18 protein-coding genes and 1 pseudogene are annotated in these 22,138 nt (G+C 57.9%); 7 read left to right on the top strand and 12 right to left on the bottom strand.

Translation table 11 applies throughout. The features are described from left to right. Positions 1–9: 9 nt before the first annotated feature. The 8 genes from SJY32_RS06215 to SJY32_RS06180 form a co-directional block, all read right to left on the bottom strand. Positions 10–3,189 carry a methyl-accepting chemotaxis protein gene (locus SJY32_RS06215; RefSeq protein WP_376872930.1) on the bottom strand — a complete coding sequence of 1,060 codons (3,180 nt, stop codon included), beginning with the start codon at positions 3,187–3,189 and terminating at the stop codon, positions 10–12. 115 nt (positions 3,190–3,304) lie between these two features. Then, the gene (locus tag SJY32_RS06210; protein WP_376872927.1) at positions 3,305–4,120 is read right to left on the bottom strand and encodes a squalene/phytoene synthase family protein; all 816 of its coding nucleotides are present in this window, start codon (positions 4,118–4,120) and stop codon (positions 3,305–3,307) included. Next, positions 4,117–5,769 carry a citramalate synthase gene (gene cimA, locus SJY32_RS06205; protein ID WP_376872925.1) on the bottom strand — a complete coding sequence of 551 codons (1,653 nt, stop codon included), beginning with the start codon at positions 5,767–5,769 and terminating at the stop codon, positions 4,117–4,119. The genes SJY32_RS06210 and cimA overlap by 4 nt, the downstream gene beginning before the upstream one ends. Then, the gene (gene cysS / locus SJY32_RS06200) at positions 5,766–7,160 is read right to left on the bottom strand and encodes a cysteine--tRNA ligase (RefSeq protein WP_376872922.1); all 1,395 of its coding nucleotides are present in this window, start codon (positions 7,158–7,160) and stop codon (positions 5,766–5,768) included. Before cysS ends, cimA begins: the two co-directional genes overlap by 4 nt. Before the next feature lie 182 nt (positions 7,161–7,342). Then, positions 7,343–8,419 (bottom strand): ABC transporter ATP-binding protein, encoded by a 1,077-nt coding sequence (locus SJY32_RS06195; protein WP_376877615.1) that lies wholly within the window; start codon positions 8,417–8,419, stop codon positions 7,343–7,345. Between the two features lie 62 nt (positions 8,420–8,481). Continuing rightward, on the bottom strand, positions 8,482–9,300 hold the full coding sequence (locus tag SJY32_RS06190) for an ABC transporter permease (RefSeq protein ID WP_376872919.1): 819 nt from the start codon (positions 9,298–9,300) through the stop codon (positions 8,482–8,484). After that, positions 9,297–10,181, bottom strand: coding sequence for an ABC transporter permease (locus SJY32_RS06185; RefSeq protein WP_376877612.1), 885 nt, complete (start codon positions 10,179–10,181; stop codon positions 9,297–9,299). Before SJY32_RS06185 ends, SJY32_RS06190 begins: the two co-directional genes overlap by 4 nt. 142 nt (positions 10,182–10,323) lie before the next feature. Continuing rightward, positions 10,324–11,763, bottom strand: a complete 1,440-nt coding sequence (locus tag SJY32_RS06180) for a PLP-dependent aminotransferase family protein (RefSeq protein WP_376872917.1) — start codon at positions 11,761–11,763, stop codon at positions 10,324–10,326. 87 nt (positions 11,764–11,850) lie between these two features. On the opposite strand from SJY32_RS06180, the gene SJY32_RS06175 reads away from it, so the two are divergent. Next, positions 11,851–12,057 carry a DUF1127 domain-containing protein gene (locus SJY32_RS06175; protein ID WP_376872915.1) on the top strand — a complete coding sequence of 69 codons (207 nt, stop codon included), beginning with the start codon at positions 11,851–11,853 and terminating at the stop codon, positions 12,055–12,057. A gap of 174 nt (positions 12,058–12,231) precedes the next feature. Here SJY32_RS06175 and SJY32_RS06170 read toward each other — a convergent pair whose 3' ends face one another. The 4 genes and pseudogenes from SJY32_RS06170 to SJY32_RS06155 all read right to left on the bottom strand — a co-directional run bounded on the left by SJY32_RS06170 (position 12,232) and on the right by SJY32_RS06155 (position 14,849). Further along, positions 12,232–12,486, bottom strand: a complete 255-nt coding sequence (locus tag SJY32_RS06170) for a hypothetical protein (RefSeq protein ID WP_376872912.1) — start codon at positions 12,484–12,486, stop codon at positions 12,232–12,234. Between the two features lie 113 nt (positions 12,487–12,599). Then, a complete protein-coding gene (locus SJY32_RS06165) occupies positions 12,600–13,235 on the bottom strand; it encodes a M10 family metallopeptidase C-terminal domain-containing protein (RefSeq protein ID WP_376872909.1) in 636 nt (211 codons plus the stop codon). Between the two features lie 22 nt (positions 13,236–13,257). Next, positions 13,258–14,538: pseudogene (locus SJY32_RS06160) on the bottom strand (IS3 family transposase). A 29-nt stretch (positions 14,539–14,567) separates the two neighbouring features. Further along, positions 14,568–14,849, bottom strand: coding sequence for a hypothetical protein (locus SJY32_RS06155; RefSeq protein ID WP_376872906.1), 282 nt, complete (start codon positions 14,847–14,849; stop codon positions 14,568–14,570). Positions 14,850–15,092: 243 nt separating this feature from the next. On the opposite strand from SJY32_RS06155, the gene SJY32_RS06150 reads away from it, so the two are divergent. The 6 genes from SJY32_RS06150 to SJY32_RS06125 all read left to right on the top strand — a co-directional run bounded on the left by SJY32_RS06150 (position 15,093) and on the right by SJY32_RS06125 (position 22,136). After that, positions 15,093–16,121 (top strand): N-acetylneuraminate synthase family protein, encoded by a 1,029-nt coding sequence (locus tag SJY32_RS06150; protein WP_376872903.1) that lies wholly within the window; start codon positions 15,093–15,095, stop codon positions 16,119–16,121. Further along, the gene (locus SJY32_RS06145) at positions 16,118–17,308 is read left to right on the top strand and encodes a capsular biosynthesis protein (protein ID WP_376872900.1); all 1,191 of its coding nucleotides are present in this window, start codon (positions 16,118–16,120) and stop codon (positions 17,306–17,308) included. The genes SJY32_RS06150 and SJY32_RS06145 overlap by 4 nt, the downstream gene beginning before the upstream one ends. A gap of 2 nt (positions 17,309–17,310) precedes the next feature. Then, on the top strand, positions 17,311–18,072 hold the full coding sequence (locus SJY32_RS06140; RefSeq protein WP_376872897.1) for a glycosyltransferase family 92 protein: 762 nt from the start codon (positions 17,311–17,313) through the stop codon (positions 18,070–18,072). 290 nt (positions 18,073–18,362) lie between these two features. Continuing rightward, complete coding sequence (gene neuC / locus SJY32_RS06135) at positions 18,363–19,484, top strand: UDP-N-acetylglucosamine 2-epimerase (RefSeq protein WP_376872894.1); 1,122 nt, start codon at positions 18,363–18,365, stop codon at positions 19,482–19,484. Next, on the top strand, positions 19,477–20,799 hold the full coding sequence (locus SJY32_RS06130) for a 3-deoxy-D-manno-octulosonic acid transferase (RefSeq protein WP_376872891.1): 1,323 nt from the start codon (positions 19,477–19,479) through the stop codon (positions 20,797–20,799). The genes neuC and SJY32_RS06130 overlap by 8 nt, the downstream gene beginning before the upstream one ends. Then, complete coding sequence (locus tag SJY32_RS06125; RefSeq protein WP_376872888.1) at positions 20,796–22,136, top strand: 3-deoxy-D-manno-octulosonic acid transferase; 1,341 nt, start codon at positions 20,796–20,798, stop codon at positions 22,134–22,136. Before SJY32_RS06130 ends, SJY32_RS06125 begins: the two co-directional genes overlap by 4 nt. The last annotated feature ends 2 nt before the right edge of the window (positions 22,137–22,138 follow it).

The following is a 22,138-nucleotide window of genomic DNA, read 5'->3' as shown; positions in this document are numbered from 1 at the left end:
ACAACGGTGTCAAAAATCTTCCCAGCCATCGTCGTTGACGACACTGACCTCGACTTGTGCTTGCGATGCCGCAACGGCTTGCGCGATGGGGGTATTGACGGTTTTGGGTCGCGTCCGCACCTTCGCAAGCGCTCTTGGCGCCGCCGTTGCTGGCGCAGCCGGCTTGGTCCCCGCGACCACCCGCGAACTCGGACGTAATCCGGGCTTCAAACTTAATGCCCCGGCTTGGTCCTTCTCGACTGAGGAGTTAACCTGTTGTGGGGTGTGCAAGCTGAACCGAGACATCGTCTTCGAGAGCGATTGCGCGCCGCGCGTGAGGGAATGACTCGCTGCGGTTGTCTGCTCAAACATGGCCGCGTTCTGCTGTGTCACCTGATCCAAATTGATCACCGCAGAGTTAATCTCCGCAAGGCCGGCCGATTGTTCTTGGGAAGATGACGCGATCTCGGTGACACGGGCGGAGATATCGATCACGGATGTCAGAATGTCGTTCAACGCAACCCCGGCCTCCCCGACCAATCCGACACCACGCTTTACATGCCCAGACGATGCGGAGATCAAAGCGTCGATTTCGCGCGCCGCTTCAGAAGAGCGCTGGGCAAGCGCCCGCACCTCCGATGCGACGACTGCAAACCCCCGACCGGCCTCCCCTGCCCGCGCGGCCTCTACGCCGGCATTGAGAGCGAGCAGATTTGTCTGAAACGCAATATCATCAATTACCGCAATGATTTTCGAAATTTGTTGAGATGAATTTTCGATCTGCCCCATTGCGTCAACAGCCTGACGCACCACGGACCCCGATGATTGGGCCTGCTCTCGTGCTTCCACAACGACACGGTTCGCCTCATTCGCACCAGCTGACGCTGTCTTGACCGATTGCGTCAGAACATCGAGTGCCGCCGCGGTCTCCTCTAAGGTCGCCGCCTGCTTTTCGGTCCGACGGCTCAAATCCTCTGCCGCACCGGAGATTTCCTTCGCCTCATTTTCAATCTCGAGCGAATTGCCCAAAACGAGTTCCATCGCCTCGGCGAGATTCTGTGTCGCCAAATTGAAATCGTTTCTGAGCTGCTCATATTCGGGGCCGAATGTCTCGTTGATGCGCACTGACAAATCCCCGCGAGAGAGTTTGGTCAGGTTGGTGCGCAGTGTTTCAACAACAGCCTGCTGCGCCGCTTGCGCAGTTACACGCAGCTGTTCTGCCTTTTCAATCTCTTGCTGCGCCTCGGTTATGTCGCTCGCAATCAAAACGATTTTAAGAGTGGATTGATTGCGATCCAGCACAGGCGTTATTGCGCCTTGCAAGATCCGCGCTGCACCCTGCGCAGGCTTGAGTGTAAACCGTCCCGATACGGGCGTTCGACCTTGAAGCGTCGCCCAAATATTGTCGGAACTCTGTTCGTTTCCGCCCAAAAGCGACCGCAAATCCTTGCCCAGCAGGGTATCGGCACTGACGCCGAGCGCATGACAAACATTTTCATTGGCCGTAATGAGATGCCCTTCAGGCGCGAACTCGATCATCATCTGATTCAGGTCTATCGACTTCAAAATGGCCATATTCATCTGGGTATCGGTGACATCGCGCCACTCCAAGACAAACCCGATCCGACCTTGCTCGGGCATGACGACCTCTGCCACATCGAGTGTGAAACGCGCGCGTCCCAGCGCGATATTCGTAGAGAATGGCATCGCGGCTTCGCCCTCTAAGATCGCACGAATCTTTTCGGGATTTGGATGGAAAATCTCGATCGGCTGACCGATGATTTGCTCAGGATCGAGGTTTGGGAATTGCGTGTGAAATGCATCAATCCGGTTCTGAATGAGGCTCACCAATGCACTATTCGCATATAGTATGTTGAAATCAGGGTCCGTCATGAGGACCGCCGACGAGCCCGCTTCGAATGCGGCCCCTTTTAAGCGCGCATCACGCGCCACTGCCTCACCCTGCGAGAGTTGGTCACTGAATTCGCCAAGCGAACGCGCGATCTGCCCGATTTCATCCTTGCGAGATTTGTCTTTAATGACAAAGCCATAGATGCCTGATCCGATACGGCGCATAGCATAATCGATACGCTTCAACGGCATCGTTACGGACCGCGCAATCAAGATCATAACACCAGAAAACAGAAGGATTACGATGCTTCCGAGCATCATCATCAAAGAGTTGTAGCTATCGTTTTTTGCCAATAGCTCTTCAACAGCCTGCTCTACGACAAGTGCATGCGGCAGGCCGAGGATTTGCGCGGGACGATAAGCCATAATGCTATCAATCCCGAGGATCCCTTGGCCGTCATAAACTCCCGTCTCCCCCCGTAACGCGGCCGTGATCGCCGGCGAGTCGAGGAAAATTTCGGGTTTATTTGACCCTTGCGCCAAACGAAGCGCCGAGGCGAGATGTCCTTCGTCATTCAAGATATAGCTTTGCCCCGACGCCCCCAAACCATGCGGTTGCAGCAAAATCGAATTGATTGACGAGAGAGACACTTGATAGGCTAAAACGCCGAGTAGAACACCGGATTTGCTCTGAATACCCACACCCAGATAGGCCTGTGCATCGGGATCTGCGCGCAGATCATCGCGCGGCTCCGATGGCGCGAAATCGGATACAAAAACGCTTCCGCTTTTGCTTTTAGACGCCATCGCAAAGATTTCCGTGAGCCCCGGCCGCACGTTTGCACTCGTATTGACGTTTTCCCCGAACTCGGCAAGCTTCTTGACCGAGTAGATGATGTCCCCGTTGGGATTGATGAGCAATATGTCAGTATAGGCTTTGGCCTGCATCTGCCCCACGAGGCCCGTATGGTAACGGCCGTGGACGGTGCTATAATTCGAGCCATCGGTTGCGGTGGTCATCTTCTCGCGCGCATCGGCAGAATTGGGATTATTGCCAACGTATTGCGTGACGATCTCTTCACGAGCGGTCGCACCGAGGGAGGTCCAACCGACTTGGAAATCGCGCAGCATCCGTGCCGCACTCTCTGACTGTGCCGTCGCAGAGACGTCAGAGAAAATCGTCTCATTCCAGAGTCTTAAGTCACGTTCACGTGCTTCCAAAACGAGAGAAAGCCGTTCAATACCTTCTTTCTTGAAGGCTTTCTCGCTTTCCACATTGCCAAGTTTCCCCATGATCCCGAAACTCAGAATGAGCGTCGCGACGAGGATAAGCGGGAGCTTCACGCGAAGCTGGGACATCCACTGAATGATCATGTACAAGGTTCCGAATTGTCTGGGCGACGCTTCGGGCCTGTCTAGGCCGTTGCGACACGATCACCATCGCGCGCAATGTTGAAGATAGAATTAAGGGCGTTCAAAAACCAAATATCGCCGCGCGCAAAAGGCGCGCACGGCGTTGGAATTCGGACGGTTTGAGGGCATCTTGTGCGATGAGCTGCGGCGATTTACGCGCGCGCTCCAATATCCCCTGGGCTTGCCATCCTTGCAAACAAGCGATTTTGAGCGCCTTTTGGTCCGCCGTGCCACAGGAACGCGCGGCTGCGCGGCTCGCAGCGAGACGCGTGAGCGCAGTATCCGCCAGCGCCGAGAGCGCAGTCGGCCGACCATCCGTGACGGGGTAACGCTTTCGGCTCTCCAACTCGGGGATCGCCAAGAAAAGATTAGCTATTCCAAACGCATAACCGGCATCACGCGCTGGACTTTCGCCATGATCCGATGCGCCGAGTGCCTTTGCCGTGGCCCAAATCATCCCGCCCGAAGTTGCGCCAATATAGGCATCGAACGCGGCATCATCGGCGAAAGGCTCTGACCAACAATCCCACCGCCGCGCCTCGGCCGCTGTGACAAGATCTGCGACGGGGGCCCCGGCCAGCAAGGCCATTTGTACCGCCGGGCCGATCTCGTGCGGGATCGGCGCGCCGCGCCCTTGCAATTCGCCTGCCTTCTCCAAGGCGTCGATCCACCATTGCAAGCGCATTTCCGCAACCATCGGCTCACTTGACGCCCACGGCGCGCGCGCCAATTCGAGATTGAGTGCGCCAAGTGCGATCAACACCGGCCGCGCCGAGAGCGGTGCGGCTAAAACGGCCGACCATCGTGTTGGATCACCCGCCGCCAAACGCTCGGCCGCGAGTGCGATATCGGGATCAGGACCTTGCCGCGCGCTCATACCGGCTTGGCGCCATCCCGCGCCAGTTTCCAGATCAACGCATCCAACAGCGCCTCAAACGAAGCATCCACGATATTCGCAGAAACCCCGACCGTCGACCAACGACGCCCCTGCCCGTCTTCGCTATCAATCATCACCCGCGTCACGGCTTCCGTACCGCCTTGGGTGATCCTTACCCGGAAATCGACGAGCTTCAAATCGTCGATAAAGGATTGATAAGGCCCAAGATCTTTCGCCAACGCTTTGGAGAGGGCATTCACCGGACCCCCGTCTGCGCCGCCGTTCGCCGCCCCATTCACCCCGTCCTCAACGATCCCTTCCGAAACCGAAAGCGTCCGCTCTCCGCCAATATTGACTACGACGACGGCTTCGGAAAGATGTGTCATTTTGCCGGAGGCCGCGCGCCTACGCTCCACCGTGACACGGTAGCGCTCGACCGAAAAATAATCGGGCAAAAGACCCAACTCACGCCGCGCGATGAGCTCGAAACTCGCTTGTGCACCATCATAGGCGTAACCTTGATCCTCACGTTCCTTGATGACATCGAGGATGTGCGCAAGCCTTGGATCTTTTGGATCAACATTGATCCCCGCCGCCGCAAGCCGCGCGCGCAGGTTCGATTGACCCGCCTGATTGGACATCGGGATGATACGCTCGTTGCCCACAACGGAGGGATCAATATGCTCGTAAGTGGTTGGATCTTTTAGGATCGCAGAAGCATGCAGCCCGGCCTTATGCGCAAACGCCGAGGCCCCGACATAGGGCGCCGAGCGCAGCGGCACGCGGTTGAGCATATCGTCAAGTTTGCGCGACAAGGCCGTCAACCCGCCAAGACGCTCGCGCGCGACGCCAATCTCCAGCTCGCTGGCGAAGGGCTCTTTCAACAGCAATGTCGGGATCAACGTCGTCAGATTTGCGTTTCCGCAGCGCTCGCCAAGGCCGTTGAGCGTCCCTTGAACCTGCCGTGCGCCCGCAAGTACCGCCGCGAGGGAACAGGCCACCGCGTTACCCGTGTCATCATGCGTATGAATGCCAAGATGCGCGCCAGAAATCCCCGATGCGATAACCTCACACACGACCCGCCCAACCTCGTCAGGCAAGGTTCCACCGTTTGTATCACACAGCACGATCCACCGCGCCCCCGCATCAAACGCCGCGTGGATACATTGGAGCGCGTAATCGCGATTGGCGCGGTAGCCATCAAAGAAGTGCTCGGCGTCGAACAAAGCCTCGCGCCCTTGCGCCTTGAGATGCGCGATCGACGCACGAATGTTCTCAATATTCTCGTCAAGCGTGATGTTGAGGGCGGTCAAGACATGGAACTCGTGGCTTTTGCCAACAAGACAAACAGCCGGCGTGCCTGCCTGCATGACTTGCGCAAGCACATCGTCATTTGCCGCCGAACGCCCCGCACGTTTCGTCATCCCGAATGCGGTGAACGTGGCCCGGGTTTGCGGACGCGCGTTGAAGAAATCGCTATCGGTCGGATTTGCACCCGGCCAGCCGCCCTCAATATAATCCACACCCAAGGCATCCAGCGCAGCCGCAATCGTTTGCTTTTCCAACAAAGAGAATTGCACGCCTTGCGTCTGTTGCCCGTCGCGCAAGGTCGTGTCGTAGAGATAAAGGCGCTCGCGGGATGCCGTCATTTCAGCGCCTCCAGCTTCGACGGGTCAAACCCCGCTGCTGGCAAAAGCTCGACACCCGCTTTCGACATCCGAACCTCGACGCCCGCGTCCTGTAAAGCCGATTTGTAGGCATCAACCGGCGCGAAGTCTTTCGATGCCATAGCCGCCGCGCGCAACTCTGATAGCGTCGCAGCAAAGCTCGCCAGATCAACCGTCGCCGGAGCATCGACCCAATCACCCAACTCGGGCGAGAGCAAACCAAGCAACTGCGCCGACGCCAGTAAGGTTGCGGGATCAGTCATCTGGTGGAGTTCTGCAATCGCCCCTGCGGTGTTCAAATCATCCGCAAGCGCAGCAACCACGGATTCTGAGGGCTGCCCAGCCACAACGCCTTTGGTTGCCTCACGCCACTTGCGCAAGGTTTTCTCTGCCTGTTCGGCGCGCGCGGCCGTCCAATCCATCGGCTTGCCGTAATGCGTGCTCAGGAACACAAAGCGAATGACCTCGCCCGCGATGCCCTGATCCAGCAAATCGCGCACGGTGAAGAAATTGCCCAACGATTTGGACATCTTCTTCCCCTCAACCTGCAACATCTCATTATGCATCCAAACGCTGGCAAACCCGCCCTCGGGATGCGCGCAGCAGCTTTGCGCGACCTCATTCTCGTGATGCGGGAATTGCAAATCAATCCCGCCGGCGTGGATGTCAAAACTCGCGCCCAAAAGCTCGAATGACATCGCGGAGCATTCGATATGCCACCCCGGGCGGCCACGTCCCCACGGGCTCTCCCAGCCCGGCAAATCGCCGGAAGATGGCTTCCACAGGACGAAATCCATCGGGTCGCGCTTATACGGCGCGACTTCGACGCGCGCGCCCGCGATCATATCATCGACGGAACGACCCGAAAGCGCGCCATAGTCTTTATAGGAGCGCACATCAAACAGAACATGGCCTTCGGCAGCATAGGCATGGCCCTTTTCAATCAGACCTTCGATCATTGTGACCATCGCCCCGATATAATCGGTGGCGCGCGGCTCATGATCGGGGCGCAATGCCCCCAGCGCGTCCATATCGGCATGGTACCAACCGATTGTTTCCTCGGTGCGCTCTTTGATCAGGTCTTCCAACGTCCCCGCCGCGCCCGCCTCTTTGCGCGACAGCGCGGTGGCGTTGATCTTATCGTCCACATCCGTGAAATTGCGCACATAGGTCACATGCTCGGCCCCGTAGACGTAGCGCAGCAGCCGATAGAGCACATCGAACACAACGACCGGACGCGCATTGCCCAGATGGGCGCGATCGTACACGGTGGGTCCACACAGATACATCCGCACGTTATTCGCATGCAAGGGCGCGAACGGCCCTTTCTTACGCGTTTTGGTGTTGGTCAACTGAAGGGTGGGATGCGTCATGGCTGCCTCGCGGAATTGTCCATGCGGGGTCTATCAGGTTCCAAAGGGCTGTCAAACTGCGCGCTTTGGAAAAAGGACGCCTGCGCGCCATTGGCAAGGCCAACGCGGCCCGAAATAGGCACCGTAAACGGAGTTAAGATCGGCTTGCGGCGGCGAACACGCCGCCACCGCAAGGCCTGATTTTAGCGAAACAGCACCAACGCGCCCGCCGACCACGCCACCCGCGTGCGCGCGCCGATATCAAGGACGGGACGCCCAAAGACGTTGCGCATCGAGATCCGCACGGGCGATGCGACACCGTCGAGCCGCACATCATAATAGGTCATATCGCCGTAATAGACGACTTCCTCGATCAAGGCTTCGGTTTCACGGTCGGTGGCGGTCTGCCCGTCGAACAAGATGGTCAGCGTCTCCGGGCGGAACCCGACAACGGCGCCGGCGCCTGAGGGGGCGGCGGGCGCTTGATCTTGATCGATCTCCACCGCGCCGAGGCCCGCGACGTCGAGCTGGATTTTGTCGGACGTCTCCCCTTTGATATCGGCGGGCAGGAAATTCATGACCCCGATAAATTCGGCCACCTTGCGCGAGTTGGGACGGCGGTAGAGCGTTTCAGGGTCTGCGAGTTGCGAGATATTGCCCTCAAACATGACCGCGATCCGATCTGACATGACCAAAGCTTCTTCTTGATCATGGGTCACGAGGACGAAGGTGATCCCAACCTGACGTTGAAGCCGGATCAATTCGACCTGCATTTGTTCGCGCATTTTCTTATCCAGCGCCGAGAGCGGCTCGTCGAGCAGCAGGACCTTCGGCTTCAAGATCAGCGCGCGGGCGAGCGCGACACGTTGACGTTGCCCCCCTGAAAGCGCATGCGCGGCACGGTTGCCGTACCCCGCAAGCCCCACCATGCCGAGCGCTTCCTCGACCAGCACGGCCTTTTCGGCGGGCGTGCGCGGATCGCGGCGCAGACCAAAGCCGACATTCTGCGCAACCGTCAGGTGCGGGAAAATCGCATAGCTCTGGAAGACCATATTTGTAGGGCGCTTATTTGCGGGAACGCGGGCCATATCCTTGTCATCGACCAGAACCACGCCAGACGAGATTCCCTCAAACCCCGCGATCGTGCGCAAAAGCGTTGTCTTGCCGCAACCCGATGGCCCAAGCAGCGAGAAAAACTCGCCCTCTTTGATCTGCGCCGTCACCCCGCGCAGCGCGTGATACTCGCCGTAGTATTTATGAACATCGCGGAATTCGATCATCGGCTTGCGCGATGCCGGTTTGGCGGCTGCGTGCTCTGGGGTGGTGTGGGTGGGTTGAACAGTCACAGGAAACCTCCGGTATCCTTCCCGCCGGTTTTCGCGATGCCGCGACGGCGGAAATATTCAGCAATGGTTAGCAAAATCACCGATAGCGCGACAAGGCATGTGCCAAGCGCCATGATCATCGGGATCGCTTTAGGGAAGCGCAGTTGCGAGAAAATATAGGTCGGCAAGGTTGGTTCATTGCCGGCTAGGAAGAACGCAATGATGAATTCATCAAGCGAAATCGTGAAGGAAATCAACACCGACGAGATGATCCCCGGCACCACGAGCGGCAGTGTCACGAGACGGAACGTGCTCCATTTCCCCTCGCCCAAATCATAAGCCGCTTCCTCAAGGCTTTCATCAAGCGAGGAGAAGGCTGTGTTCAAGATCACAATCGCATAGGGCGTCGCGATCAAGACATGCCCCATAATCACTGTGAAAATCGAAAGCGACACACCCATCCCCAGCAGAACAACCAAAAGCGATACCGCAACGATAATCTCGGGCAAGACCAGCGGCAGCATGATCAGCCCCATGATCCCGCCCTTCCCCGGAAACTCGAAACGCGTCGCGGCGCGCGCAGCAAAAATTCCCAAAGTCGTCGACAAAACAGCCGTCGACAGGGCGATGATCATCGAGTTTTTGACGGCGCGGCCCAATGTATCATTCGCGAACATCTGCGCGAACCAATCGGTCGTGAAACCCTTGAGGGGAAACGCAATGATCGTCCCCTCGTTGAACGCAAACATCGGCAAAAGCAAAATCGGCGCGTAGAGGAACAGCAGGTAAACCAGCGTATAAACCTTGAGCGCGGGAAGCGTGCGAATGAACTTCATTTGCGCCCCCGCAAGTAGCGCGCGTTGAGCGCAAGGAACACCACTGACACCAACGCAACCACCACCATCGCGGAGACGGCAATCGCCGAGCCCATCGGTTTGTTATCCAGCGGCAGCATCTGCGCCTGGATCATATTGGCAACCATAGGCAATTTCCCTCCACCGATCAGTTCCGGCGTCACGTAATCCCCGATTGTCGGGATGAAGACGATCAAAACCGCGCCAACCACCCCCGGCATCGCGAGCGGCAGGGTCACTCGCATAAAGGTGCGCAGCTTGCTTTCCCCCAAATCCTGACCTGCCTCGAGCAGCGAGCGGTCAATTTTCTCAAGGCTGACAAAAATCGGCAAGATCGCGAAGGGCGCATAAGCATGGGCCAAGGTCACCGCAATCGCGCCGACCGTGTTGAGCATACGCAAAGGATCATCAATGATCCCAAGACCTTCCAAGCCGAAGTTCAGAACCCCGTTATACCCCAAAATGACTTTCCAAAGGAAAACCCGGATGAGATAGGACGTCCAAAACGGGATGGTAATAAGGAACAACCAACGCGATTTATGCTCTGATTTCACGACGAAGGAGAGGAAGTAGGCGACCGGAAACGCAAGCGCGACGGTGATAAACGTCACCAATGCCGAAACCAAGAGCGAGCGTAATAAAATCGCGCGGAAGATCGGATCGGACCACGTTGCGATGTAATTCTCGAACGTAACCTCGCGCACGATCGTCAGATATCCGTCTTTGAAAAACGAATAGGCGAGAATTGTTAACAATGGCGCGGCGAGCATCAGCATCGCGTAGGACGCCGTCGGAGACACCAAAGCATAGCCGCCAAATGCCTCGGACCGCCTGATCCGTTCCCAAATCTGTCGCAATTCGATCCCCGTGCGTAGCCAATTTCCCCACCCTACGCATAGAGTTTGGGCGGTGAAAAGGGGGGAAGCGCGCGCCGCTTGGGCAATGGCGCGCGCAGGACAGACGCGCCGCTATAAAATAAGGCGGCGGCGCGTTGAATTTAGGCGGTTAGACAGGCAGGTCATCAGGCGGGTTGCGCAACAGATGCGCCAAGCGCGCCAATGCCGCCTCGAACCGCTCTTGCGAAATCCCTCCCGCGATCGCGATGCGCACAGCATTTGGCGCCGCCGCATCGTGCAGCGCATATTCATCCGCCGAGCGCACCAAAATACCTTCGCTCTCTGCCATCCGCGCAAAGGTCGACGCCCGCCAGCCAAGCGGAAGCTTGAGCCACAAGAACGACAGCCCGTGCTGCCAGAACACTTCAAAGCCGTTGAATGCCTCGACCACCAGCATCAGGCGCCGCCCCATCTCGGCGTGAACCATCGCAGACAGGCGCTCCACCTCACCCGACCGGATCATCCGCTCCGCGACGTCAACCACCAAACGCGAGACACCAAAGAAGCTATGCTGCGCCGCAAGGCGGCCCGTCTCGCCCATGCCCGTGGGGCAAACTACGGCGCCGAACCGAAGTCCGGCCGAAATGGTCTTGGAAAGCGATACAATTTGCCATGTTCGCTCGGGCGCCAGATGGCGTATCGGTACAATCGAGTTGTCCGGCGTTTCGTAGCAATCATCTTCCAAGATTTGAAGATTGTGCCCCCGCGCGACCCGTACAATTTCCTCTCTGCGCCGCGCTGACATCCGCGCTGTTGTGGGGTTTTGCGCCTCGGTTGTCAGGCACAGAACCTGCGCGTTCAAGCGACGACACGCCAATTCCAGCGCATCCGCCCGCAGGCCTTCCGCGTCGATTGGCACGCCGACGACCTCGGCGCGCATCAAACGCGCCGCGTGGCGAAATCCTGGATAGCTAAGCTCCTCCGTCAACACGACGGGACGCTCCCCGCGCAGACAGCAGGAGAAAACGAGATGAATCCCGTTTTGCCCGCCATTTGTCAGGACGATATCATCTGCATCCGCGCGCGACGTCGTCCGCCCACCAAGCCATTGAACCACCGCCTCTCGCGCGGGACGATCTCGTCTCATGTCGGGATAATGCAGATATTCTGGACCGAGTTGTTTTGAAACATCGTTTAGAATGGCGGAGATAGACTCGAGCTGGCCAAGATTGGGTAATTGCGGGGATCGCAAATCGACCGGACCGGAGGCCGCATCCCGATCGCGCACGCGGTCGAAATCGGGCAAGCGGTCTTCGTATAAGGGCTGCGTGGGGCCCAATCGCGGCTGACTGCGGGCAACAAAGGTTCCGCGGCCGACAACAGCCTCAAGCAAACCCTCTTGCGTGACGATTTGATAAGCGCGCGCAACCGTGCCCGGCGTAATTTTAAGTTGCCACGCCAATTCACGCACGGGCAGCAAGCGAACACCGGGTTCAAGCTTCCCCATCGAGATCGCCTCGCGCAGGACGCGCGCCATCGTCAAATATTTCGGCCCCGCGCCTTCCTCAAACGCCGAGGCGAAAAGATCCGGCCAATTTGTACCTGCCACAATGTTTTCCTAGACCTGATTGTGCACCGATTGTATTGCTTCACATATCAGATAACAGATGATTGTATCAACGCAAAAGGTGACACCATGACGACCTTATCGCTTCCTCGCCCCGCCCGCCGCGCCACTGCGCAGTTTGGTCTGCGGACGGTTGCGAAGCTGGTCGTAACTTGGTCCGCGCGTCGAAAAATGCGCAGTGATCTTTTGAAGCTTGATGAAAGCCAACTTGCCGATATCGGACTGGCCAATCACGAGATGCGCAATGAGGCGGACAAGCCGTTCTGGCGCGCGTAACGCGCCGCTGCGCAGAATTTTGAGGCCGCAGCCTCACATGTCAAAGGTTCCGCAGTCCCCTGTCGGCACCTCTTCCTGGCCGGGCGTTATGCTCGGCCCTTTTTTTATCGATTGGCTCACCCCTCAGGCACCAAGCGCATGAAGGGCAAGCCGAAGAACGGGGCGCCGAAACTATCAGCCGTGAACGGCTTCGATCAAGATCGAGCGTTTTTTGAGTTCGGTGTAAAGCGCCGGCAGAACGCGGATTTGTGACATTGCGCGCGAGAGAGCGGCATCGATATGCGCCATATTCGCCTCGCCAATCACGCGCCAAACGATCCGCCGTTTAACGCCGTCATCATACACGATTTCCATCGCGCCGCTCCGGCCTTTTCGAAGGCCAAGAAAATCAAATCCGCCGAGGCGGTTATGGTAGGTAATGGGTGCCATTTTGACTGCTCAATTTATTGTTTTTTCCAGCTTTTAGCGATTCTCTTGATCCGGTCAATTCACGGATTCGACATCTCGAAATCAGTCCGCAAAGAATGCAGGCGCGCCACGGGTTAAAGAAGAAAATCGCTGATGCCGAGGCTTGGCCCACCCTCAAAGAAGATCTCGAAATCCGCGATCCGGTCCCCGTTGAGATCGGCTTGCAACAGGCCAATACCATCGACGACCTGATAGCGCAGGGCGTTCGTGTCACCCTGTGCAAATGCCGCCCCCGCAACCCAGTGAAGCGTCAGCGCGCGCAGATCGATCAGATCGATGCCTGTGGTGAAGTCGGCAACATAATCTCCCGCCCCCTGTGCGGGCGAGTCGCTGGCCCCGAGGAACACAAACACATCCGCCCCCGCTCCGCCGTATAAAATATCTCTTCCAGCGCCGCCTATAAGCGTATCACTCTCCAAGCCGCCGTAGAGTGTATCGTTGCCATCGTCGCCCCACAGGATGTCGTCTCCACTGTCCCCTACCAGCAGATCGCCCTCCGTGCCCCCCGCCAGACTGTCGTTTTGCTCGCCGCCGTAGAGTGAATCACTCCCCGCTCCGCCCCGCAAAGTATCGGCGCCGAGCCCGCCGATCAGCCGATCCGCGCCAGCTCCACCATCCAAAACATCCTCGCCCGCGTCTCCGGTTAAGGCGTCGTCCCCGTCCTGCCCGAAGAGGGTATCGTTGCCCTCTTGTCCGTATGGTCTGACCACACTGAGTGGTCCGATGTAAATGTTAGTGCACGGTCGGCCTCTGGTCTATCGGGACGATGCTGTCGGGCGCCGGTGGACGATATCCCAGAGCACTGTGTGGCTTGACCGTGTTGTAGTGGCGACGCCATCTCTCGATCAGGATCTGTGCCTCGCGTAGCGTGTAGAAGACCTTACCGTTCAGAAGTTCGTCCCGGAGGCGGGCGTTGAAGCTTTCGCAGTAGCCATTTTCCCACGGTGAGCCGGGCGCAATGAAGGCTGTTTTAGCGCCTACTGCGTCGATCCAGGCGCACACCTTCTTGGCAATAAATTCCGCGCCATGGTCAGATCTTATGTATTCTGGTGGGCCGCGCAGGATGAACAAGTCGGTCAAGGCGTCGACCACTTCGACGGAATTGAGTCCGCGTTTCACACGCATCACCAGCGCTTCCGTGGTAAACTCCCTATTGGCATTTGCTGCGCAAAAGCCTGCCGGGCAGCGCATCGATGATGTTAAGCGTGCGGAAGATTCGCCCGTCATGGGTTCGGTCCTGAACAAAGTCATAGGATCCCGTTGCCCGACAGACGATGTTCACATCGTCGAGAGGGAGACATGGCTCGGACGCTCCGGTCGCAGTCGGAAGCACGACCCGTCGTTCAGCCAAAGCCGTCCCTTCTTGGGTTGTTTTTGTGGGACGTTCAGCTCTTCCCGTCGCCAGATCCGTTCAACACGCTTGTAATTCCCATGTCAGCCGCTGTTGTTCAGCATCCCGGTAATCATGCGATATCCATAACGCCCGAACTCTTGCGTCAGCTCGATGATGCCCTCAGTCAGCCGCTATTGGTCCGGCAGACCAGCGGGCACCTTGCGCTGCGTCGAGCGATGCTGCCCCAATGTGCGGCAAATCCGGCGCTCGGATACGCTGAGGGTTTGCCGCACATGATCGATACATCGCCCCCTCTCGGCAGATTGCTTCGCAATCGCCTGTCGGGCAATGGGCGGCGGGAAGGGCTTAGAAGTTTCCCCGGGCCGCCTCAGTCAGGATCATCTTGTCCAGCGTCAGATCCGATACCGGACGTCGCAGCCGGGTATTCTCAGTCTCCAACTCCTTCAGCCGCTTCAACTGATCTCGGCTCATGCCACGCTCGCCATTGTCCTCGGACCAATGGAGGACAAGGCTCGCTCTTTGCGCCATCGGTAATAGGTCTGCTGCGTTACGCCGATCTGTCTGACCGCGTCTGCGATCGAGCTGCCTTGTCCTTGCAGCACTTCAACCTGCCGCAGCTTCAACACAATCTCTTCGGGTTTGTCTCGCTTTCCAGCCATCTCTTGGTCCTCCTGAAAATGGGATAATACTATCCCAGTTGGTGGACCACTTCAGTGGGGGCACTCCAACAGTCTCGGTCCCCCGCGGACGAGAGCACACCTTGGAACGTATCGCCAGCGGACATTGTCGCGGTGGTCGCGGTATCGCCCCGTGCATCGCCCGTCTCAAAACGGGCGGCGTAGATCTCGCCCGTGCTGACGTCTATGCCCGTTGAAACCTCGGCCACAACCTCCTCGGGGGAATAGGTCGCATCAATCGGCGACCCGCAGGCCGCGATTTTGCGTTGCGCCATTTCACACATAAAACACATAAAAATTCCCCCTTAACACCGAACCGAATTCCCACCGGCCACGCTCGTATTTTTACGCAGCGTTATCCTCTGAGGCAAGCGTTACATCTGCGCCGACCGCCCTCACGCGCTTGTCACATGCGCTTCACTGCGCCGTTACCCTTGCCCCCTCCCACCGCGAGTAACATTGACAGTTGCTCCGCGCTGGGCGAGACCGAGAGCGCAACGAGGCAAAATCGCGCCTCAAATGTCAAGGAACCCGTCATGAAACTCGGCACTCGCACAATCGGTTACGACCAACCACCGCTCGTTATTGCAGAGATCGGCATCAACCACGGCGGATCGCTCGACGTCGCCAAAGAGATGGTGCGGCTGGCGGCGGGGGCGGGTTGTGAATGCGTCAAGCATCAAACCCACATCTTGGAAGACGAGATGACGGATGAGGCAAAGCAGATTTTCCCGCCCAACGCGGATGTGTCGATCTGGGAGGTGATGGCCCGCTGCGCGCTCTCGCAAGATGATGAAGTCGAGTTGAAAAAATACACCGAGAGCCTCGGGATGATTTACCTGTCCACGCCGTTTTCGCGCGCGGCGGCGGATTTCTTGGAAAGCATCGGCGTCGTGGGCTATAAAATCGGCTCGGGCGAATGCGATAACCTGCCGCTGATCCGCCATATCTCGCGGTTCGGTAAGCCGGTGATCATGTCAACCGGTATGCAAAGCATCGAGACCTTGCGCGCGAGCGTTGAGATCTTGTCGACATCGGGGATCGATTTTGCCCTGTTGGAATGCACAAATCTCTACCCAAGCCCCCCCGAAATCGTCTCGCTCAAAGGCGTGACAGAATTGCGCAACGCCTTCCCCGGCGTGCCCGTCGGATTTTCCGATCACTCGATCGGGCCGGATATGGCGCTTGCCTCCGTCGCGCTGGGCGCCTGCATATTGGAGCGTCACTACACCGATACGCGCTACCGCATCGGGCCGGACATCATCAATTCGATGGACCCTGCGGAACTGCGCCATATCGTTGATCGCTCAAAAGAAATCTGGATCGCAGCGAACAATCCCAAACAGCGCACCGAAGCCGAGGAGCCGGTTTACAAATTCGCGCGTGCGTCCGTCGTTGCAGATGCGGATCTCCCTGCCGGTCATGTGATCACAGAAGCCGATATCTGGGCGCGCCGCCCCGGTTCGGGCGAAATTGCCGGATATGATTTCGATAAGGTCGTGGGCAAAACGACGACACGCGCGCTCACGCGGAATACTCAGTTGAAGTGGTCTGATTTAAAGTGATCGCTGCCCAAGAAACCTTTGTTTGCCTCGAAGAACGCCGGTCAAAACGCCCACTGATCGGTCGTATCCTGTCGCAACTTGGTGAGCCTCTCTGGCTTAACATGCCGCCCCTCGGGTGGCGTGCTTACGCGGAGACATCGCAGCGCGCGTCCGAAGCCTATCTGCGTGGAACAGATCCGGCGAGCGACGGGGTAAAACGCTCCCTCAAGCTCAAGTTGCTGGCTTGGCAATACAATGGCGCGCGGCGATATTTCGAGACCCATCCACGCCACATCGCAGTGGCGTGGAACGCGACCGCGGGGCCTCGATATGTCTTTATGCAGGCCGCTAAGGACGCGGGGGCGAAATGCCTGTTTTTGGAACTCGGGCCGTTCCGCGGCACGTTGACCGCGGATCCGAAGGGGGTCAACTTTCTCAACGGCTTGCCGCGCGCAATCGACCCCTACGTGAAATGGTCGCAAGACACGCCCGCCGATGAGGGCGTCAAATCTTGGCGCCAGATCGGGCAAGAGATCACCCAACGTGCCGCACATAAACCCCGCGCCAAGGCCGACATAAATCCGCCCCCCAATCCGCTTGCTGAAGGCCCGTTTCTGTTTGCGCCCCTCCAGTACCCCGGCGACAGCCAGCTGCGTATTTTCGGCGGTGCTTACCGAACTGTAACGCAGTTTGTCGAAGGGTTAATCGCGGCCAGCTCCGCGTTGCCCGAAGGTTGGCACATCCGGATTAAAGAACATCCCAGCGCGCCTCAAACCGCGACGGACGGCCTCACGCGGCTTTGTGCGGGAACCCGCGTGATCTTAGATAATACGACCGATACTTTCGCGCAGGTCCGCGCCGCGCAAGCGGTCGTGACGGTGAACTCTTCGGTCGGGCTGGAAGCGATGCTGCTTGAAAAACCGGTGATCGCTTGCGGCGAATGCTTCTGGGCTATCGAGACGATCGCGCATCATGCTGCCGATACCGAAGCCCTTGCAACCCACTTCAAACATCCCCAAACACTCACGTTTTCCGCTGAAAATCGCGATGTTTACCTGCGTTTTCTGACGCAAACATACTATCCGCGCGTCAACGACCCGACAGTGTCGGATCAAGCCTTCGCCGCGGAATGCGCCAAGATCGCAGATCGCCTGTCATCGGCGTCAATCAGCCCGATCTGGGCACCTGTGTCGGGAGTTACCGTTTAAATATGCTGCGTTTATTCCGACGAAAACTTCGCCGCGCGGATCGAATTGATATAACTCCGCCGCACCCCGCACCGGATCGCAAAGGCCTAGCCATTGTCGTCATCGCGAAGAATGAGGCCGAGCATATTCTCGATTGGCTGAGTTTTCATGCCCTCGCCGGCGTGTCTGAAATCATTTTATACGACAATATGTCCACAGATGCGATGGCGCAGATCGCGCGATCCTTCACCGGATGTCCGGTGACTGTCATACCCTGGCAAATCACCGCCCAGACGGCGCGCACGCCAATGATGCTCCCGCGTCAGTCACTGGCCTATGTTCATGCGATCTGCACGTTTGGCGGAAAATTCTCACGCATGGCGTTCATAGATGTCGACGAGTTTCTCGTCCCGCAAGAGTGCGATACCATTGAGGCCGCGCTTGCAACACTCAACGACGCTCCGAATATTTCGCTACCTTGGGTCATGTTCGGGCATAATGGCCATGAAACACCGCCGCGCGAGGCAATGCCCTTCGCTTACACACAGCGGGCGCCAAAAACGATCGGTCCGCTCTTGCGATGGAAATGCATCGTCGATCCTTGCGAGGTGACGCAAGTGTCCCCGCATAAATTCCATACGAGGGATCATGGGTCTCGCACCATGAACACCGAAGGAAAGACGACGAGCAACAAGTTCCGAAACGAAGCCTTCGTGACATTCAAGCACCTCACCGTAAATCATTACTATCTGCGCTCCAAAGCGGAGACAGAAGCCAAGATTTAAGGCGGGGCCGTATCCGGCGTGACGGAAGCACAGCGCCGCGGGGCGGTTGAACGCAAGGCCACCCTGATCGAAAGCAACGTGATGCAAGATGTGTCAGCAATCGAATTTCTCGCACGTCACGGGATTGCGGACACTGACGCTTTGCGCCAAAGATTTGTCGGGCCGCGCCAAAAAATAGATTTAAGCGCAAGTGCTTAGGCGTAGTATCCGGACAAAATCGTAGATCTCGAAGGGCGCATTGTGATGCGGCGCGCGACGCAGTAAACTAAGCACGGAAAATGAGTAGCGATATGACCCAAAAGATCCTTTTCGTCACCGGCACGCGTGCTGATTTTGGCAAGCTCGAACCCCTTGCCATTGCCGCACGAGATGCGGGCTTTGCGGTGTCGTTTTTTGTGACCGGCATGCATATGCTGGATCGCTACGGGCTTACGAAACTTGAGGTTCACCGGATGCCCGGCGTTCAGGTGCACGAGTTTCTCAACCAGCGTCCCGGCGATCCGCAAGATATGATCTTGGCGAAAACGGTGATCGGGTTCTCCGATTTCGTCACCGAACATGCGCCCGATTTGATCGTTGTGCATGGCGACCGTGTCGAAGCCCTGGCCTGTGCGCTGGTGGCGGCGACGAATTACATCCGCTCCGCCCATGTCGAGGGCGGCGAGGTGTCGGGCACGATTGACGAAATTTTCCGGCACTGTAACTCGAAACTCGCAGCGCATCACTTTGTGAGCTCGATCGAGGCCGGAAAAAGGGTCGCGAGTCTTGGTGAACCACTTGAAAACATTCACCCTATCGGCTCTCCGGAACTCGATTTCCATGCCTCCTATTCGGGTGTAACGCTGGATGAAGTCCGCCAGCGCTATGATATTCCGTGGGCGGATTACGGTATTTCGGTGTTCCATCCCGTGACTTCCGAAGCCGCGAGCATGGGCCAACAGGCCTCCGATCTCTACCGGACACTGCAAGCGTCGAAGAAAAACTTCGTGCTCATCGCCCCAAATAATGATCCCGGATCGGATGCAATTTTCGACGTGATCCGCGCGCTTCCCGCCGATCAGTTCCGCCTCATCCCGTCGATGCGCTTCGCGCATTTCTCGGAGCTTATGAAAAATGCCGCGATGATGGTGGGAAATTCTTCGGCTGGCGTTCGCGAAGCGCCATTCCTCGGGATTCCGTCCCTCGATATCGGGACACGGCAGACCAACCGATCCTCGGCGCCGTCGATTTGCGCGGTAAAAGCATCCGACAGTTCCGGAATTTCAGAATTCATTGAAAGCAACTGGGGAAAGCGCTTCGCCCCTCATACCGCTTTTGGAGAAGGTCGCGCGGCAGATCGCTTCGTCGAAGTGATTTCGACACCGACATTCTGGGATCGAGGCCTCCAAAAAGAGTTCCAAGATCTTGATTGATCGTCACGGTCAAACCGTCGCCGCACAGGTCCCCGCCGCCGCCGTGCGCAGCGGATTTTTGCTACGGCTCTATCTTGCGGCGACGTCCGTGCTCGCGCCATTTGCGCCACGACTGTTACTTAAACGTGTTGAAAAAGGCCGCGAGGACCCGATCCGGTTTCAAGAAAAGCTTGGAGTTACGAGCGGTTGGCGACCGGCGAACACCGCACTTGTGTGGATGCACGCCGTCGGACTGGGGGAAGTGATGGCCTTGCGGGGTTTAATCACCGCGATGCAATCGATCCGGCCCGATCTCCACATCCTTGTGACGTCCTCCGCACGTGCCTCGGCAAAAGTATTTGCCGAAAACTGCCCGCCGCAGACGCAGCATCAATTTTTGCCACTGGATGCGAACCGCTTTATTCAGCCATTTCTGAATTATTGGAAACCTGATCTCTCGATCTGGGCCGAACAGGATATTTGGCCAAACCTGATCACCAAAAGCTATGATCGCGGCATACCGATCGCGCTCGTGAATGCGCGCATCGGCGAGAGCTCCTATCACCAGCGCCGGAAGATCCGCTCGCTCTACCGCGATGTCCTCTCGCGCTTGAGCCTGATCTCCGCGCAAGACCAGATGACGGCGGACCACCTGCGGGCGCTCGGCGCGCAAGCCCCTGTGCAAACGCACCCCTCGCTGAAGCTTATCGCGCCGGCGCTTGCCGCCGATCCCGCGAAGCTGCGCGACCTGCGCGCAGCCCTGAAAGATCGCAGCGTCTGGATGGTGGGGCCATCGCATTTCGACGACGAACAGATAGCGCTGAGCGCTCATAAGAGCGTCCTGACGCAAAGGCCTGACGCGCTGTTGGTGATGGTTCCGCGCTATCCCGAACGCGGGGCGATGGTTGCGCAAACGGCGCAGGCCGCAGGTCTTCGCGTCAGCCTACGCAGCGCAAACACCCTGCCCGATCTTCAAGACCAAGTCTTTGTCGCTGATAGCTTTGGCGAAATGGGCCTGTGGTATCGCCTCGCCTCCACCGCTTTGATCGGCGGCAGCTTTGGCGACGTGAACGGCCACAATCCTTGGGAGGCCGCGAGATTGGGCGCTGCAATCTTACATGGCCCCCGTTGGACCAATTTTCGCGACGATTATGCGATGCTTGGCGCCTACCGAGCCGCGAGCGAGTGCACGACCCCAGATGAAATCGCACGCGCAGTTCTCTCCGATCTGAGCGCGCAAGCCGCGAGGGCGGCCGCCTGCTGCGCCGAAAATAGCGCCGCAATCGACGATCTGGCGCAAGCCTTGGTCGAGATGATTCCGGAGGCCGCAAGGTGAGCCAGTTTCCATCGCCCCGACTTCGCCTCGCGCTCGCGGGCTACACTGCGCTTTGGTATCTGGGGCTGCCGGCGGTTCTGCTGTACCTGCGCAAACGTGCAAAAAAAGATCCGGCCTACGGCGCTAATTTGCGCGAACGCTTTGGCCACCATGCCCCGTGGCCCGCAGGCCCGCGAACGATTTGGATTCATGCGGTGTCCTTGGGCGAAATGCGCTCCGCCGTGCCGCTGATCCGTGCAATTTTGGCCCGCGGTGACCGCATCGTCACCACCCATTTCACCCCCGCCGGCCGTAAAGAGGCCGAGACTGTTTTCGCAAAGGAAATCGCGGAAGGTCGCCTGCGATCTGTGTGGGTTCCCTTCGAATTCGGCTTTGCTTTCAGACGTTTTTTCAAGACATTCACCCCGGCCTTAGGCCTCGTGATGGAAGTGGAAATCTGGCCAAAAATGATCATGTCGGCGCGCCGCGCAGGCATCGGGCTTTATATGTGCAACGCACAATACCCATCCAAAAGCTACGCGCGCGACCAAGCCGGAAGCGGACTGCGCGGCGAAATCATGCAGGGATTTGCCGGCGCTTTGGTGAAATCCGATCTGCAAAGGCAACGCTTCGCGTCGGTTGGCGTTCATCCCATTGAGATCACTGGTGAGCTCCGCTTTGATCAACCCATTCCACCACATCTTGTCGCGCGCGGTGAAGCGGTACGCGAACAGATCGCGCCCAAAAGGCCCGTGCTTGTTCTGACGAGTGTGGTTTCGGGCGAGGATGCCCTCTACATTTCGGCGATAAAGAAATGTATTGCAAAGGGTTACAACCCTCTCTTCATCTATGTACCACGCGCACCCGAACGGTTTGATGAGGTGTCCTCGATGCTGAAGGACGCCGGCCTGCGCGTCGTTAGGCGCTCAAAGGTATTGGCCCCTGATCTGACCCTGACCGCCCCCTTTGAGGCGGATGTTTTACTGGGTGATTCAATGGGCGAGATGTATTTTTATCTTGCGATCGGCGATGCGGCACTTGTCGGCGGCGGATTTATTCCCAAGGGCGCGCATAACATTAGCGAGCCACTCGCGCTGCGGAAGCCCGTCATCGTTGGGCCCGAAATCTTCACAATCGAATACCCCGCGATGGAGGCCATCGCAGCGGGTGTTGTGACCTATGTCACCACACCCGATGCGCTCGATGAGGCCATTGAAACCTTCATGCAAAACATCAATCTCGCCCTGCAATGCGTTGAATTAAAGAACAATTCTAAGATCGATGCGTTTCTTGACGCCCATGCAGGCTCCGTCGACAAAACACTTGCTGCGCTCGACCGGCTTGCGCCGCTCGGCTAGGT

The sequence above is a fragment of the Albirhodobacter sp. R86504 genome, from assembly GCF_042466415.1.
Lineage (GTDB): Bacteria > Pseudomonadota > Alphaproteobacteria > Rhodobacterales > Rhodobacteraceae > Albirhodobacter.
This window is presented reverse-complemented; position numbering and strand designations above follow the sequence as displayed.